The 13,120-nt window shown below is 72.8% G+C and carries 15 protein-coding genes; 8 read left to right on the forward strand and 7 right to left on the reverse strand.

Features of this window, described 5'->3' with window-relative positions; genetic code table 11:
- Window positions 1-12 precede the first annotated feature (12 nt).
- Together ACI2L3_RS03060 and ACI2L3_RS03065 are read left to right on the forward strand one after the other, a co-directional pair.
- Window positions 13-918, forward strand: a complete 906-nt coding sequence (locus tag ACI2L3_RS03060; protein WP_404750527.1) for an ABC transporter ATP-binding protein — start codon at window positions 13-15, stop codon at window positions 916-918.
- Window positions 915-1,676, forward strand: a complete 762-nt coding sequence (locus tag ACI2L3_RS03065; protein WP_404750528.1) for an ABC transporter permease — start codon at window positions 915-917, stop codon at window positions 1,674-1,676. The genes ACI2L3_RS03060 and ACI2L3_RS03065 overlap by 4 nt, the downstream gene beginning before the upstream one ends.
- A 59-nt stretch (window positions 1,677-1,735) precedes the next feature.
- Here the strand turns inward: ACI2L3_RS03065 and ACI2L3_RS03070 are convergent, their stop codons facing one another.
- A complete protein-coding gene (locus ACI2L3_RS03070; RefSeq protein WP_404750529.1) occupies window positions 1,736-1,978 on the reverse strand; it encodes a hypothetical protein in 243 nt (80 codons plus the stop codon).
- Window positions 1,979-2,174: 196 nt separating this feature from the next.
- Here ACI2L3_RS03070 and ACI2L3_RS03075 point away from each other — a divergent pair, with 196 nt between their 5' ends.
- The gene (locus ACI2L3_RS03075) at window positions 2,175-2,651 is read left to right on the forward strand and encodes a CAP domain-containing protein (RefSeq protein WP_404750530.1); all 477 of its coding nucleotides are present in this window, start codon (window positions 2,175-2,177) and stop codon (window positions 2,649-2,651) included.
- 2 nt (window positions 2,652-2,653) lie between these two features.
- On the opposite strand, the gene ACI2L3_RS03080 is transcribed toward ACI2L3_RS03075, so the two are convergent.
- Window positions 2,654-3,667 carry a hypothetical protein gene (locus ACI2L3_RS03080; RefSeq protein ID WP_404750531.1) on the reverse strand — a complete coding sequence of 338 codons (1,014 nt, stop codon included), beginning with the start codon at window positions 3,665-3,667 and terminating at the stop codon, window positions 2,654-2,656.
- Window positions 3,668-3,939: 272 nt separating this feature from the next.
- Here ACI2L3_RS03080 and ACI2L3_RS03085 point away from each other — a divergent pair, with 272 nt between their 5' ends.
- On the forward strand, window positions 3,940-4,158 hold the full coding sequence (locus tag ACI2L3_RS03085; protein ID WP_404750532.1) for a hypothetical protein: 219 nt from the start codon (window positions 3,940-3,942) through the stop codon (window positions 4,156-4,158).
- Window positions 4,159-4,190: 32 nt separating this feature from the next.
- Here the strand turns inward: ACI2L3_RS03085 and ACI2L3_RS03090 are convergent, their stop codons facing one another.
- Window positions 4,191-5,588 carry a sensor histidine kinase gene (locus ACI2L3_RS03090; protein WP_404750533.1) on the reverse strand — a complete coding sequence of 466 codons (1,398 nt, stop codon included), beginning with the start codon at window positions 5,586-5,588 and terminating at the stop codon, window positions 4,191-4,193.
- Window positions 5,585-6,289: a response regulator transcription factor gene (locus tag ACI2L3_RS03095; protein WP_404750534.1), complete on the reverse strand. Its 705-nt coding sequence runs from the start codon at window positions 6,287-6,289 to the stop codon at window positions 5,585-5,587. The genes ACI2L3_RS03090 and ACI2L3_RS03095 overlap by 4 nt, the downstream gene beginning before the upstream one ends.
- A gap of 99 nt (window positions 6,290-6,388) precedes the next feature.
- Between ACI2L3_RS03095 and ACI2L3_RS03100 the strand changes: the two genes are divergently transcribed.
- On the forward strand, window positions 6,389-6,952 hold the full coding sequence (locus ACI2L3_RS03100; protein WP_404750535.1) for a hypothetical protein: 564 nt from the start codon (window positions 6,389-6,391) through the stop codon (window positions 6,950-6,952).
- A gap of 28 nt (window positions 6,953-6,980) precedes the next feature.
- On the opposite strand, the gene ACI2L3_RS03105 is transcribed toward ACI2L3_RS03100, so the two are convergent.
- Together ACI2L3_RS03105 and ACI2L3_RS03110 are read right to left on the reverse strand one after the other, a co-directional pair.
- The gene (locus ACI2L3_RS03105) at window positions 6,981-7,841 is read right to left on the reverse strand and encodes a spermidine synthase (RefSeq protein WP_404750536.1); all 861 of its coding nucleotides are present in this window, start codon (window positions 7,839-7,841) and stop codon (window positions 6,981-6,983) included.
- A gap of 62 nt (window positions 7,842-7,903) precedes the next feature.
- Window positions 7,904-8,431 (reverse strand): hypothetical protein, encoded by a 528-nt coding sequence (locus ACI2L3_RS03110; protein WP_404750537.1) that lies wholly within the window; start codon window positions 8,429-8,431, stop codon window positions 7,904-7,906.
- 291 nt (window positions 8,432-8,722) lie between these two features.
- Between ACI2L3_RS03110 and ACI2L3_RS03115 the strand changes: the two genes are divergently transcribed.
- Window positions 8,723-10,147: a tetratricopeptide repeat protein gene (locus ACI2L3_RS03115; RefSeq protein WP_404750538.1), complete on the forward strand. Its 1,425-nt coding sequence runs from the start codon at window positions 8,723-8,725 to the stop codon at window positions 10,145-10,147.
- Between the two features lie 17 nt (window positions 10,148-10,164).
- On the opposite strand, the gene ACI2L3_RS03120 is transcribed toward ACI2L3_RS03115, so the two are convergent.
- Complete coding sequence (locus ACI2L3_RS03120) at window positions 10,165-10,758, reverse strand: histidine phosphatase family protein (protein ID WP_404750539.1); 594 nt, start codon at window positions 10,756-10,758, stop codon at window positions 10,165-10,167.
- Window positions 10,759-11,013: 255 nt separating this feature from the next.
- On the opposite strand from ACI2L3_RS03120, the gene ACI2L3_RS03125 reads away from it, so the two are divergent.
- Both ACI2L3_RS03125 and ACI2L3_RS03130 read left to right on the forward strand, forming a co-directional pair.
- Window positions 11,014-12,024 (forward strand): phosphatase PAP2 family protein, encoded by a 1,011-nt coding sequence (locus ACI2L3_RS03125; protein WP_404750540.1) that lies wholly within the window; start codon window positions 11,014-11,016, stop codon window positions 12,022-12,024.
- Complete coding sequence (locus ACI2L3_RS03130) at window positions 11,996-13,114, forward strand: hypothetical protein (protein ID WP_404750704.1); 1,119 nt, start codon at window positions 11,996-11,998, stop codon at window positions 13,112-13,114. The genes ACI2L3_RS03125 and ACI2L3_RS03130 overlap by 29 nt, the downstream gene beginning before the upstream one ends.
- The last annotated feature ends 6 nt before the right edge of the window (window positions 13,115-13,120 follow it).

Below are 13,120 nucleotides of genomic sequence, written 5' to 3' on the forward strand. Positions count from 1 at the left end.
CGGGAACTCTTCGTGACGAAACGCAGTGGAGTAGTGCAGCAGACCGAACCCGGTGAGGCCCTCCCGGGCGATGTCCCGGCCGTGTCCGCCTATGGACTTCGGGTGGACCGCGGCAGCCACACGGTCCTGTCGAACGTCACCTTCACCATCCCCCGCGGCTGCATCGTGGGCCTGCTCGGCCCGAGCGGCTGCGGCAAGACGACGCTGCTGCGGTCCGTGGTCGGCGTACAGGAGGCCACCTCGGGACACGTCCAGGTCCTCGGGTACGGCGCGGGCGCCCACCAGTTGAAGACCCGGGTCGGGTACGTCACCCAGGCCCCCTCGGTCTACGCGGACCTGACCGTCCTGGAGAACCTGCGCTACTTCGCCGCCGCCCTCGGCATGCGGGGCTGGCGCCGGGAGGACGCGGTGGTCCGCGTGGTCAAGGAGGTCGACCTCGCCGGCTACGCGGACAAGCTCGTCACCCAGCTGTCCGGCGGCCAGTACTCCCGGGTCTCACTGGCCGTGGCCCTCCTGAACAAGCCCGACCTGCTGGTGATGGACGAACCGACCGTCGGCCTCGACCCGATGGTGCGCCGGGAGCTCTGGCTCGTCTTCCGGCGCCTCGCCGTGGAGGGCGCCACCCTGATGATCTCCAGCCACGTGATGGACGAGGCCGACCGCTGCGACCGGCTGCTGCTGATGCGCTCCGGCCGGCTGCTCGCCGGCGCCGACCGGGAAGCGCTGCTCCAGCACACGGGCTGTACCGATGTGGAAGAGGCATTCATGCACCTGGTCGAGGCGGCGACGGCGGCGGAGGCGCGGGCCCGCCAACGGGCCGCGTCGCAGCACCTGTTCCCCGATCTGCCCGGCCTGCTCGACCAGCCGTCCGCACCCGAGGCCGAGCGCTCCTTCTTCGCCACGGACGTCCGGTCGTGAACACTTCCCGACTGGCCGACCGGCTGCCCTTCTCCCCCACCATCACCGGCGCCACCGCCGTCAGGGTCCTGCAGCAGGTCTCCCGCGACAAGGGCAGCACCGCCCTGCTCCTGGGCATCCCCTGCATGCTCATGGTGCTGCTCAAGCTGATGTTCCACGGCTCGGACAGCACGCTCCAACGCGTCGGCCCCCAGGTCTTCGGCGTCTTCCCGGTCATCGTGATGTACCTGGTGGCGTCCGTGTCGACGCTCCGCGAACGCACCACAGGCACCGCGGAACGGCTGCTCACCATGCCGGTGCGGCGGCTCGACATCGTGCTCGGCTACAGCCTCGCCTTCACCTTCCTCGCCCTGCTGCAGGCGGTGCTCTCCACCCTCCTGTCGGTCGGCCCGCTGGGCCTCGACATCGAGGGGCCCGCCTACCTGCTCATGGTCATCGCCATGCTGGGGGCCCTCCTCGGGCTCGCCCTCGGGCTGCTGGTGAGCGCCTTCGCGCGCAACGAGTTCCAGGCGGTGCAGTTCCTGCCGGCGGGCGTCCTGCCGCAGTTCCTGGTGTGCGGCCTCTTCGTGCCGCGGGACGAGATGCAGGGCGCGCTGGCGGCCGCGGCCAAGCTGATGCCGATGACGTACGCCGTCCAGGCCGCCGGTGAGGCCGCCAACCACCCCGGCATCACCGGGATCTTCATCCGGGACGCGCTGCTGATCCTGGGGTGCGTGATCCTGGTCCTCGTGGCCAGCGCCGCCACGCTCAAGCGCTGAGACGAGAAGAGGGTGGGAGCCGTCAGGGGACGGCTCCCACCCTCGCTCCGTCGCGGACGTCAGTCCCGCAGGCTCCAGGAGAAGCCACTGGAGACGGTGCCGTCCCGCGGGACGTCGAACGGGCCGACGTGCAGGGGGTGGTCGCGGTCGTCGTGGTCGTGGTGGTCGCGGGGCTCGTGGTCGTACGGGCCCGAGACCTCGGGGCCCGGGTAGACCGGGTTGTGGTCCGACCGCGCCGAGGCGGCGGCCGCTGTCACGCCACCCGCCATCACCGCGACGGCAGCGAATGACACGACGGCCATACGGCGAAACCGCAATGACATGAAAATCCTCCTGCAAGAGATGTGCGTACGGGGAATGGGAATCGGCGATTTCAGCCTAGCGGTCCGCGGGGCGACGCGCGTCACACAATGCGGGAAAAGCGTGACCCACGCACCATTGCAGCAAATAGAAATCAAATAGAATGAGCGAAAAGGAACCATGAAAGGAACGAGCGGCATGACAGGAACGAGCAGAAGGACCCTCGCCCGGCCTTTCGTACTCCTCGCCGCGCTGCTGGCTCTCCCCCAGCCCGCGTGGGCCGTGCCCCCGGCGTCCCCGTCGGCCGACATGGTCGACGCGGTCAACCGGCACCGGGCCGACGCCGGCTGCCCTCCCGTACGGTTGCGCGACGCCCTCAACCGGGCCGCGCAGCGGCACAGCGCCGACATGTCCCGTCACGACCATCTCAGCCACGCCGGGACCGACGGCAGCCGCCCGGCCGGCCGGATGCGGGACGCCGGGTACCGCCCCGGACCGGCCGGCGAGGTCATCGCTGCCGGGCCCGGCACCCCGAGGGGCGCCGTCTCGATGTGGATGGACAGCCCGTCACACCGGACCATCGTCCTGACCTGCGACTACACGGACGCGGGCGTGGGCGTGGCGGACGGCCCCGGCGGCCCCTGGTGGACGCTGGACCTGGCCGCCGGGCGCTGACCTCAGGCGAGATCGGCGTGCCACCACCAGGCGACGCCGGGCGCGCCCTCCACCGGACCGGGCCGGGTGTCGGACGGCTCATCGGCGTACGTCAGGAGCGCGTCGTCCATGTCGTCGGGCCAGTGCCCCTGGCTGAGGTAGCGGGGCACCCGCATGCCCCACTCGTTGTTGCCGCGCAGTCCGTACCGCAGGCCCTGGAGGTACGTCGCGAGGTCCGCGCCGGCGGTCGGCCTGACCTGGTCGTGGAGTTGCAGGAACCGCCACAGGATGCGGTCGCGCAGCGCGTTGGCCTGGTGGACGGCCTCTTGCAGCGGGAGGTCGCGCTCGGCCATCAGGACGGTGTAGATGTTCTGGTCCGCCTGCCCCTTGGCCAGCTCCTTGTGCAGCGAGTGCCGGTCGTTGTCGAGGGAGGCCACCATGACCGCCATCTCGGTCAGCGCCTGCACGGCGGGCCGGTGCATCTCCCGGTCGGGAACCTCCGCCCCGGTGGCCAGTTCCAGCAGCGCGAACGTGGGGAAGCCACCCCCCGCCAGCAGCCGCATCACCAGGAACTCGTCGAGACCCGGCATCCGGCCCACGGCCTGGTTGCCGATCTGCCAGGCCACCCCCGACAGCCACGCCCGGTGGGCGTGGACGAAGCGGATGACCTGCGTGGGCGGCGCGAAGGAGCGGAAGCGGCGCATGATGTCCTGCAGAGCGCCGGCGTACCGGTCGTCGGGCGTCGCCGTGCCGGTCTCGCAGGCCCGCTGCACCTGTCCCGCCAGGGCGTTGAACTGTGCGGGCCTGCTGCTGAGCGGCCCGCTGTCGCAGCGGGCGTCGTCGAAGGCGAAGCCCCAGTACACCCAGAGGGCCGCCGCCAGCAGCCGCTCGTCGTCGGCCACCGGGGCGAACCGGCCGAAGAAGTCGGCGCTGTGCGTCGCCACGACCCACGCCTTCTCCCGGTCCGACGCGCACATGCCGCTGTCGCCGATCCATTCCACGGCCTGTTCGTGGACCTGCCGCACGTGCGGGTGCACGGCGGATTCCAATGGACAGAAAAGAGGCGGCAGTTCCACTTCGGACAGTCGGTTTTTCACGGCGACACAAACCTTCCGGCGAATGGTAGAGGGAATCCACGATCATCTGGGACCGTGCGCCGTGAATTCGATGAGGCAGGCCCGGGGAACGGTCACGTCCTCCGAAGGAATGGCGGAGAATGACCCGTTGACCCCACGCCGTGGTGGTGACCTTGAGATCACACTTACAGCGACCCCTGTGACCGGCGGGAATTCGCGTCGTTGTAGCAGGCATGCGATTCCGTACGTATCACCGTGCCGCCGTCCTCCTCGTGGCCCTGCTCGCCCTCCAGGGCGGTGCGACCGCCGTCGCCGACGGGCACAAGCCCCCGGCCCCCAAATCGTCCACGGTCAACCCGCTCGCGCCGTTCGAGCAGGGCGCCTCCGCCTTCGTCAACATGGCGGCGCCGTTCGTCGACGCGGCCAGTCAGGCGATGTTCCCCAGGAAGTAACGACCTCCGGCCGCCATCACGCCATCACGCCGTCACGCCGTCCGGCTCGGGCCCGGGACGCGCTTGCGGCCGCGTACGGCGGCTCCCCGGTGGCCCCGCCGCCCCTCCCCCGGGCGGCGGGCGTCCAGCTGGATCCAGATGCGGACCTCCGTGCCGCCGAGGACGGAGCTGCCGATGCGGACGTCGCCGCCCGTCGACTCGGCGAGGCGGCGCACGATGTCGAGGCCCAGGCCCGTGGAGCCGTCCTCGCCGGAGCCCGCGCCCCTGGCGAGCGCGGCCTCCGGGTCGGCGATGCCGGGGCCCGCGTCGGAGACGAGGACGATCACGGCGTCCTCGCCGCTGTGCACGTCCACCGAGAAGGCGGTGCCTTCGCGCGTGTGCCGGAAGACGTTGCCGAGCAGCGCGTCGAGGGCGGCGACCAGTTCGGGGCGGGCCACCGGGATGCGGACCGGCCGCTCGACGCCCGCCACCCGCACCTCGCGCCCCTCGTCCTCGGCGAGCGCCGACCAGAACGCCATCCGCTCCCTGATCACCTCGGCGGCGTCGCAGCCCGCGCCTGGCCCGGCCGTCGCGGTCTGCGGCTTCGCGTCGCGCGCGGTGCGGATGATGGTGTCGACCTCGCGCTCCAGCGTCTCGACCGCCGTGCGGGTCTGCTCCGCTGCGGGTCCTTCGCCGAGCGAGGCCGCGTTCAGCCGGAGCACGGTCAACGGCGTACGCAGCCGGTGCGACAGGTCGGCCGCCAGCTCCCGCTCGTTGGCGAGGAGCCGCACCACCTGGTCCGCCATCGAGTTGAACGCCACGGCGGCGAGCCGCAGCTCCTTCGGCCCCTCCTCGGGCACCCGCGCCCCCAGCTTCCCCTCGCCGAGGTCGTGCGCGGCGCCCACCAGCCGCTTGGCGGGCTGGACCATGCGTACGCCGAGCCGGTCCGCGACCGCCACCGAGCCGATGACGAGCGCGATGCCGACGCCCGCGAGCACCAGCCACGCCGTGGTCACACCATTGCTGACCTCGGCCTCGGGGACGTAAATCTCCACGACCGCCGTGCCCGAACTGAGCGCCGTCGGCTGGAGCACCACGAAGCCGCCGGGCACCCCGGTGGTCCTGGCCCGGCCCTCCTTGCGGGTCGCCTCGACGGCCCGCGACCCGGCGCGCGGGTCGCCGACCTCGAAGGCCTCGGCGCCGTCGACGGCCGGCACGTACACGGCCATCCGGCCGTCGCCGCCCGCCTCGGACGAGGCGACGGCCCGGGTGAGCTCCTCGCGGTCGGTGGTGATGGAGAGCGTGGGGCCCATGCCCGCGCCGTGCCGTTCCGCGTTCGAGATGGCGCGGTCCCTGGCCATCTCCTTGACGACGAGACCGAGCGGCACCGCGAAGGCCACCACGACCATCGTCGTGACGGCCAGGCAGACCTTGACGAGGGCCCATCTCACGGCGCGGGCTCCGGCAGCGGCGGCTCCAGCTTCACGCCGACCCCGCGCAGGGTGTGGAGGTAACGCGGCCGGGCGGCCGTCTCGCCCAGCTTCCGCCGCAGCCACGACAGGTGTACGTCGATGGTCTGGTCGTCGCCGTACGACTGCTGCCACACCTCGGCGAGCAGTTCCTTGCGCGGCACGACGACACCGGGGCGCCCGGCGAGGAAGGCGAGCAGGTCGAACTCGCGGCGGGTCAGGTCGAGCCGCGCCCCGTCCAACTCGGCCTGGCGGCGCAGCGGATCGATGGAGAGCCCGCCGACCTGGAGCACGTTGCCGGGCGGTGCCTCGCCGGCCGGGACGCGCGCGCGGCGCAGCACGGCGGCCATGCGCGCGGAGAGGTGCTCGACGGAGAACGGCTTGGTGAGGTAGTCGTCGGCGCCGTCGTTCAGGAGCCGCACGATCTCCGTCTCGTCGTCCCGCGCGGTCGCGATGATCACGGGGACGTCCGTGATGCCGCGGAGCATCTTCAGCGCCTCCGACCCGTCGAGGTCGGGCAGGCCGAGATCCAGGATCACCACGTCAAAGCGGAAATGGGCGACCTCACGCAGCGCCTCCAGGGCGGTGCCGACGCTGCGCACGGTGTGCGCTGCCTCGGTCAGATGCCGGATGAGGGCGGAGCGTACGAACTGGTCATCCTCGACGACGAGCACACTTGCCATGGGCGGCACCGTACGCCATACGGGGGAACGCGGTCCCGCCCACGGGTGCCCCCTCCCCCAGGGGACGGACGCGCGACGCGTGGTGCAGTATGGCCCGCGATGCGCAGAGGACTCGTACACGGAATCGCCTGGTCGCTCGCCACGGGCGCGGCGGTCACGCTGTCCTGGTGGGGCGTCCACACGGTGATGGCGGGCACGGCCTACGACCCGCCGCGCGCCCTGCCCCTGGCGGGCGACGACGGCGGCGCGGGCCGCGCGGAGCCGCTGTCGTCCTCGACGCACCGCCCCGAGTCCGCGTCGGCCAAGAAGCCCGACAAGTCCCGCAAGCCGGGGAATTCACCGAAGGCATCGCCGAACACACCGAAGCCACCGAAGTCCGGCGAACCGTCCGGAACGTCCTCCCGCAAGCCCTCGCCGCCCCCGCCCACCAGCTCGGGCACCGGCACGGTGAAGAGCTACAGCACCGACGGCGGCCGAGTCGTCTTCGACCTCGGCAAGGACTCCGCGACGCTGGTCTCGGCGACACCGGCGGCGGGCTGGTCGGTGCAGACGTGGAAGCAGGACAAATGGATCCGCGTGGAGTTTATTGGGGGCGCGGCCCGGGTCTCGGTGTTCTGCACGTGGCACGACACGGCGCCACGCGTGGAGATCGACAAGTCCTGACCCTCGCGGGCCCCGGGAAGGGCCGGCGTCAGCGGAAGACCGACGGCGGTGGCGCCGGCGAGGCGACCGCGCCTTCGTCGGTGACGGCCGCCGCTCCGCCGCCGAAGTCCCTGAGCCCGCGCCCGTGTTCGACCCTGCCGGGGTGCGGGTCGCCCGCGCAGCGCCGGGTGAGCTCGGCGACGGGCAGTTCCCGGTCGGAGGCGAGCAGCACGGCGTTGCCGAAGCGTTTGCCGCGGAGCACGGCGGGGTCGGCGGCGAGGGCGAGTTCGGGGAAGAGCACGGCGGCGGTGGCGAGCTGGCCGCGCAGGTGGGCGAGTGGCGGGCCGTCGGCGAGGTTGGCGGTGTAGTAGCCGCCGGGCTTCAGGACCCTGCGTACGTCGGTGAGGAATTCCGTGCTGGTGAGGTGGGCGGGGGTACGTGCCCCGCTGAAGACGTCGGCTATGACGAGGTCCGCCCAGCCGTCGGCGATCTTGGCCAGGCCCTCGCGTGCGTCGGTGCCGCGCACCCGTATGCGACTCTGCGGGACCAAGGGCAGCTCTCGCCGGACGAGTTGTACGAGGGCGGTGTCGCGCTCGACCACCTGCTGGGTGGAGCGGGGGCGGGTCGCGGCTATGTAGCGGGCGAGGGTGAAGGCGCCGCCGCCGAGGTGCACGGCGTGGACCGGTTTGCCGGGCGGGGCGACGAGGTCGGCGATGTGGCCGATCCTGCGCTGGTACTCGAAGTCGAGGTACGCGGGGTCCTCGAGGTCGACGTGGGACTGCGGGGCGCCGTCCACGAGCAGCGTCCAGGCGCGCGGCCTGTCCCGGTCCGGCATGATTTCGGCGAGCCCGCCGTCCACTTTCTCGACGACCGCCTCCCGCGCTTCCCGGGCCCGCTTGTTCCTAGCCATCCGGCCATTATCCGTCCACGGGGAGGGCGCGGCCTGCCGGCGGGCGGGGGCGGGAGCTGGGCTCAGCGGCAGTTGTCGGCTGCTTCGATCGTGCGGGCGGCCTGGCCGAGTGCGGCGCGCAGGACGGCCGGGTCGGTGACGGGGTCCGTCTCGTTGCCCGGCGGGAGCAGCCAGCCGGTGCCCGCGACGGGCGGGTCGGGGATGACGGGCTCGGCGGGGCCCGGCTGTCCGGTGCCGGGGCCCGTGTACACGCTCGTGCCGCGTCCGAAGGTCTGCGTACAGGCGCTGCCCGGCAGGTCCCAGCAGTCGGCGGTGCCCGGCGGCACGAGGAAGCCGAGGGTGTCGCAGCCGCCGTCGTGCAGCACCGGGCCGATCGTGTCGCCCGCGCCGCGGCGCAGGATGTCGACCGCCTCGAGGCCCTGCCTGGCGGGCACCGTCACGAGGTCGCAGCACTCGTCCTCGCAGGGTGCCGGGCCGGGGGGCGGAGCGCTGCGGTCCTGGGTGGGCCGGTGCCGCGCCGTCGTCAGTGACGCCGGGGGCGTGCCGTTGCCCGTACGGGAGTCGCCGTTCTCCATGCCGATCTCCAACAAGGAAACCCCTCCTCGCCAGTGCGGCAGCCGCCCGGCTCCCGCTCCTCATGGTTCAACGCGGGAAAGCGTCAACAGGCACTGCGGCACGCCGCCGCAAAGGATGGCAGTTCATGGCGGATCCCGGGTGAGATATCCGGTTTGTAGCCAAACACCGCGTGGCGTACCCATGACAGCCGGTACGTTCGTGCTCCGCCGGAACAGGGCAGGCCCGCGAGATCCGGAGCGCGGGTACGGCGTCCAGTGCGCGAACGTGTGCACGGTCCGGCACGATCCGCACGAGAGGGTCCGGCCATGGCGTCGTCACCGATGGCATCGTCAACTCAGTCCCCACGACCGAACCTCGCATTCCGACAGCTCCGCGGACAGCGCTCACCCGGCGAGTTCGCGGCGGCCGTCCGACGCTCCGCCCGCGAGATCGGCGAGCGGGTCAGCTGCGACGCCCGCTACATCGGGCGCGTGGAGGCGGGCGAGATCCGCTGCCCCAACTACGCGTACGAGCGGGTGTTCCTCCACATGTTCCCGGGCCGGACGCTGACGGACCTGGGGTTCGCCCCCCGCGCACTGGTGCGCGGACGGGCGGCACGCACCGAAGAACCGACCACGATCCAGTCGTACGAGTCCCAGCCGTCCGGGTCCGGTCCCCGCGCCTGCGATCCGTACGCGGTCCAGATCCCCGAGGAGAGCGACGTGCGGCGTCGCGCGTTCATGACCGGCTCCACGGCCACCGTGGCCACCGCCCTGGGGCCCATCGGCCTCACCCTGGGCGGTCCGGCAGAGGCCGCCACCCTGCGCGGCCGCAGGGTCGGTGACGCCGAGGCCGTTGCGGTCGAGGAGGCCGTGCGCAAGATCAGGCTGCTCGACGACCGGCACGGCGCCGACGGGCTCTACCGGCGCGCGGCCGCCCCGCTGCGCACCGCCTACACCCTGCTCGACGCGGGGACCACCACCCGGCAGGCCACCTCGGACCGGCTGCACGCGGGCGCCGGTGAGCTGGCGATCTCCGTCGGCTGGCTGGCTCACGACTCGGGCCGCTTCGACGACGCCCGCTCGCACTACGCGGAGGCCCTCGCGACGGCCCGCGTCTCCGGAGACGCGGCTTTGGAGGCACACGCCTTCTGCAACACGGCCTTCCTCGCGCGCGACGCGGGACGGCCCCGCGAGGCGGTGCGGGCGGCCCAGGCGGCCACCCGCGCCGCCCGCCACCTCGGCTCGCACCGGCTGCTCTCGCTCATCGCGCTGCGGGAGGCCGGGGGCTGGGCGGGGCTCGGCGACCGGTCGGGCTGCGAGCAGGCGCTGGCCCGCGCCCACAGCCTCTTCGACCGCGGGGCCCGCGCCGAGGACCCGGAGTGGATGAGCTTCTACGGCCCCGCCGAGCTTGCGGGCCTGGAGGCGCAGTGCTGGTCGGCCCTCGGCGAGTGGGAGCGGGCCACCGGGCACGCCCGGCTCGCCGCGGACACCGCCTCCTCGCAGACCCCGCAGTTCACCCGGAACATCGCGCTCTACACCGCCGAGCTCGCCGACGACCTGGCCCGCGCGGGCCGCCCCGACGAGGCCGCCGCGGCCGGGCTCGAAGTCCTCGCGCTCCTCGGCGAGGTGCAGTCCTCGCGCATCCAGTCGATGCTCGCCACGACGGCGCGGGTGCTCCTGCCGCACCGCAGCACCTCGGGGGTGAGCGACTTCCTGGAGAAGCACGCCGGCCTGCCGCGCGCGGTCTGAGCACCGGCCGTCAAGCGCTACGCCAGGTGGCCCGTCTCGTTCCACGACTCGACGGCGGGCTCTCCGTAGGCCCAGCCGAGCACCGACAGGGACGTCGGGTTGAGGCGGATGCGGGCGGCGAACTCGATGCCGAGGCCGAGCCAGCGCGCGCCGATGACCCGCAGGATGTGGCCGTGCGCGAAGACCAGCACGTCGCGGTCGGCGCTCCTCGCCCACTCCACGACCTCGTCCGCGCGCGCGGCGACCTGCTCCAGCGTCTCGCCCTCGGGGACGCCGTCGCGCCAGATGAGCCAGCCGGGCCGGATCGCCTGGATGTCGGCGGGGGTCATGCCGTCGTACGCCCCGTAGTCGAACTCCATGAGCGCGTCCCAGGTGGTGGCGCGGTCTCCGAAGCCGGCGATCTCGCAGGTCTCCCGCGCGCGGGAGAGCGGGCTGGTGCGCACCTCCACGTCCGGGAGGCCTTCGTAGGGCGCGCGGTGCAGCCGCTCGCCGAGCAGCTTGGCGCCGCGTCGGCCCTCCTCCAGGAGGGGGATGTCGGTCCTGCCGGTGTGCTTCCCGGACAGGGACCATTCCGTCTGTCCGTGCCGGGCCAGCAGGATGCGGGGGGCCATGGGATCTCTCCAAGTCGTACACATGTCCGTCGGGCCATGAGCGCCGACGGCACTTTTGATGCTTTTTACGGACAGGGCGCGCCTGCCCCCTCCATCATCACCCACCTGTGATCCAGCCCCCGCCCGGCCGGGCAACCCGGTCGCCGATCTCTGCGTCTTAGACGGCCGGGGACACACCTCGACGGCCTTCGCGTACGCCGTAAAGTGTGGCCGCGGCATCCGCCGCGTGAACAGAGACGATGGGGGATCTATCGGATGCCGAAGACCGACGTGCCGGGCCCCATGGGCATAACCGGGCCCCGGCTGCGCTGGTGGACGGAGCTGCCGCTGATCGTCCTGGTGTACGCCGCGTACTCGGCGGGCCGGCTGATCGTCCGAGGCGATGTCGCCAGCGCGATCGACCACGGCGTGGGGATCCTGAAGGCCGAGCAGTTCCTGCGCATCGACGCCGAGACCCCGCTGAACCGTCTCTTCACCGCCAACGCCTGGATCGGCGTCCCCGCGGACTTCTGGTACGCCTCACTGCACTACCTCGTGACGCCCGCCGTCCTGGTCTGGCTGTTCCGCAGCCGGGCGGTCCGCTATCGCGCCGCACGCGCGTGGCTGATGATCTCCACCATGATCGGCCTGATCGGCTTCACGCTCCTGCCGACCTGCCCGCCCCGGCTGCTCAGCAAGGGGTACGGATTCGTCGACACCATGGCGCAGTACAGCACCTACGGCTGGTGGGGCGGCGAGGCGAGCGCGCCCCGCGGGCTCGGCGGGATGACCAACCAGTACGCGGCGATGCCCAGCCTGCACGTGGGGTGGGCGCTGTGGTGCGGCGTGATGCTGTGGCGGTGCGGGCGCACGCCGCTGACCAAGGTGGCCGCCGTCGCCTACCCCCTCATCACCACGATCGTGGTGATGGGCACCGCCAACCACTACCTCTTCGACGCGCTCGCGGGCGCCGCGGTGATGGGTGTCGGGCTGCTGCTCGTGCGGCCCGTGCAGCGGCTCTCGGAACCCGTGATGAACCGGCTGCGGGCCCGTTTCCTTCGGCCCTCGGCGACCTCGTCCGCCACAGAGCCCTCGATTGTCAGTGCCGGATGCCAGACTTCGACGGGTGAGCGAATTCCCCGACAGCGCAAGCAGAGTGTCGTCGCCGGCGCCGAGTCGAGTGCCCGCCCCGCAGACGTCGACCGACCCGCCGACGCGGGGGAAGACGCCCCGGACTGGGACCTCCCCTACTCGGGCGCTGCCGAGAGTGTGGGGAAGGCTCGCTGAGCTGCGCGGCGCGGACCTTCCCGCGCGGCCGCTGGACGCCCGGGCGCTGGCCGCGCTCGCGGCCAACCCGGGGTGCAGGCGGCGCGCGCTGCTCGACGGCGCGGGCGTCGACAAGACGGCGCTCGCCCAGTCCCTCGGCTCCCCCTCGGGGTTCGGCCAGTCCCAGTTCGCGTTCATGCGGGGCAATGCCTTCGAGGCGCGGGTCAAGGCCGACGGCGGCGCGGAGCTGCTGCGCCTGACGCACGCGCGCGTGGGCGGCGGTCCGGAGCCGGTGCCGGGTGAGTCGGCCGTCCCCGACCTGTCGGCGGCGGGCCCCGAGGGCCGCGCGGCCCGGACGGCGCTCGCGCTGCGGGAGGCCACCGGTGCGGGCGGCTGGACGCTCCTCGACCATCCCATGCTGGTCCTCGACGTCGCGGGGACACCGGCCTTCCTGGAGCCGGACGCGGTGGTGGTCCACCCCGACGGCAGCTGGACAGTCGTCGAGATCAAGTCCTTCCCGATGATCGACGGTGCGGCGGACGCGGCGAAGGTGGGCGCGGCCGCGCGCCAGTCCGCGGTGTACGCGCTGGCGCTGGAGCGGGTGGCGGAGCGCATGGAGCCGGCGCCCTCCGTCCGGCACCACGTCCTCCTGGTCTGCCCCAAGGACTTCTCGAACCTGCCGACGGCCTCCGCGATCGACGTCCGCAAACAGCTGTCGGTGACCCGCCGCCAGCTGGCCCGCCTCACCCGCGTCGAGGACATCGCGGCGGAGCTCCCGGAAGGCACGACCTTCGACGTACGACGCCCCGCGGAGGAGCTGACGGCAGCGGTCGAAGCGGTCCCCGCGACGTACGCCCCCGAGTGCCTGTCCACCTGCGAGCTCGCCTTCCACTGCCGCGACCGCGCCCGCGCGACCGGCGAGGTGACCTCCCTGGGCCGCTCCATCCGCGGCGAACTCGGCGGCCTGACCACCATCGGCGAGGTCCTCGCCGCGGCCACGGGCACGACGGGCGACCCGGACGACCCGGCGGTGGCGGCGCTGCGGAGGGCGGCTCGGCTGCGCTCCGAGGCGGTTGCCGGCGGGGGCGCCTTGGGCGGTGCCCCGTGCTGAGCGCCG

Origin of the sequence: Streptomyces sp. NPDC029674 (assembly GCF_044903205.1) — a bacterium.
Lineage (GTDB): Bacteria > Actinomycetota > Actinomycetes > Streptomycetales > Streptomycetaceae > Streptomyces.

Bases quoted from the DNA above. Each gene is read 5' to 3' on its own strand.
- ACI2L3_RS03070 (WP_404750529.1), bottom strand. From the start codon at position 1,978: ATGGCCGTCGTGTCATTCGCTGCCGTCGCGGTGATGGCGGGTGGCGTG.
- ACI2L3_RS03075 (WP_404750530.1), top strand. From the start codon at position 2,175: ATGACAGGAACGAGCAGAAGGACCCTCGCCCGGCCTTTCGTACTCCTC.
- ACI2L3_RS03085 (WP_404750532.1), top strand. From the start codon at position 3,940: ATGCGATTCCGTACGTATCACCGTGCCGCCGTCCTCCTCGTGGCCCTG.
- ACI2L3_RS03095 (WP_404750534.1), bottom strand. From the start codon at position 6,289: ATGGCAAGTGTGCTCGTCGTCGAGGATGACCAGTTCGTACGCTCCGCC.
- ACI2L3_RS03100 (WP_404750535.1), top strand. From the start codon at position 6,389: ATGCGCAGAGGACTCGTACACGGAATCGCCTGGTCGCTCGCCACGGGC.
- ACI2L3_RS03105 (WP_404750536.1), bottom strand. From the start codon at position 7,841: ATGGCTAGGAACAAGCGGGCCCGGGAAGCGCGGGAGGCGGTCGTCGAG.
- ACI2L3_RS03115 (WP_404750538.1), top strand. From the start codon at position 8,723: ATGGCGTCGTCACCGATGGCATCGTCAACTCAGTCCCCACGACCGAAC.
- ACI2L3_RS03120 (WP_404750539.1), bottom strand. From the start codon at position 10,758: ATGGCCCCCCGCATCCTGCTGGCCCGGCACGGACAGACGGAATGGTCC.
- ACI2L3_RS03125 (WP_404750540.1), top strand. From the start codon at position 11,014: ATGCCGAAGACCGACGTGCCGGGCCCCATGGGCATAACCGGGCCCCGG.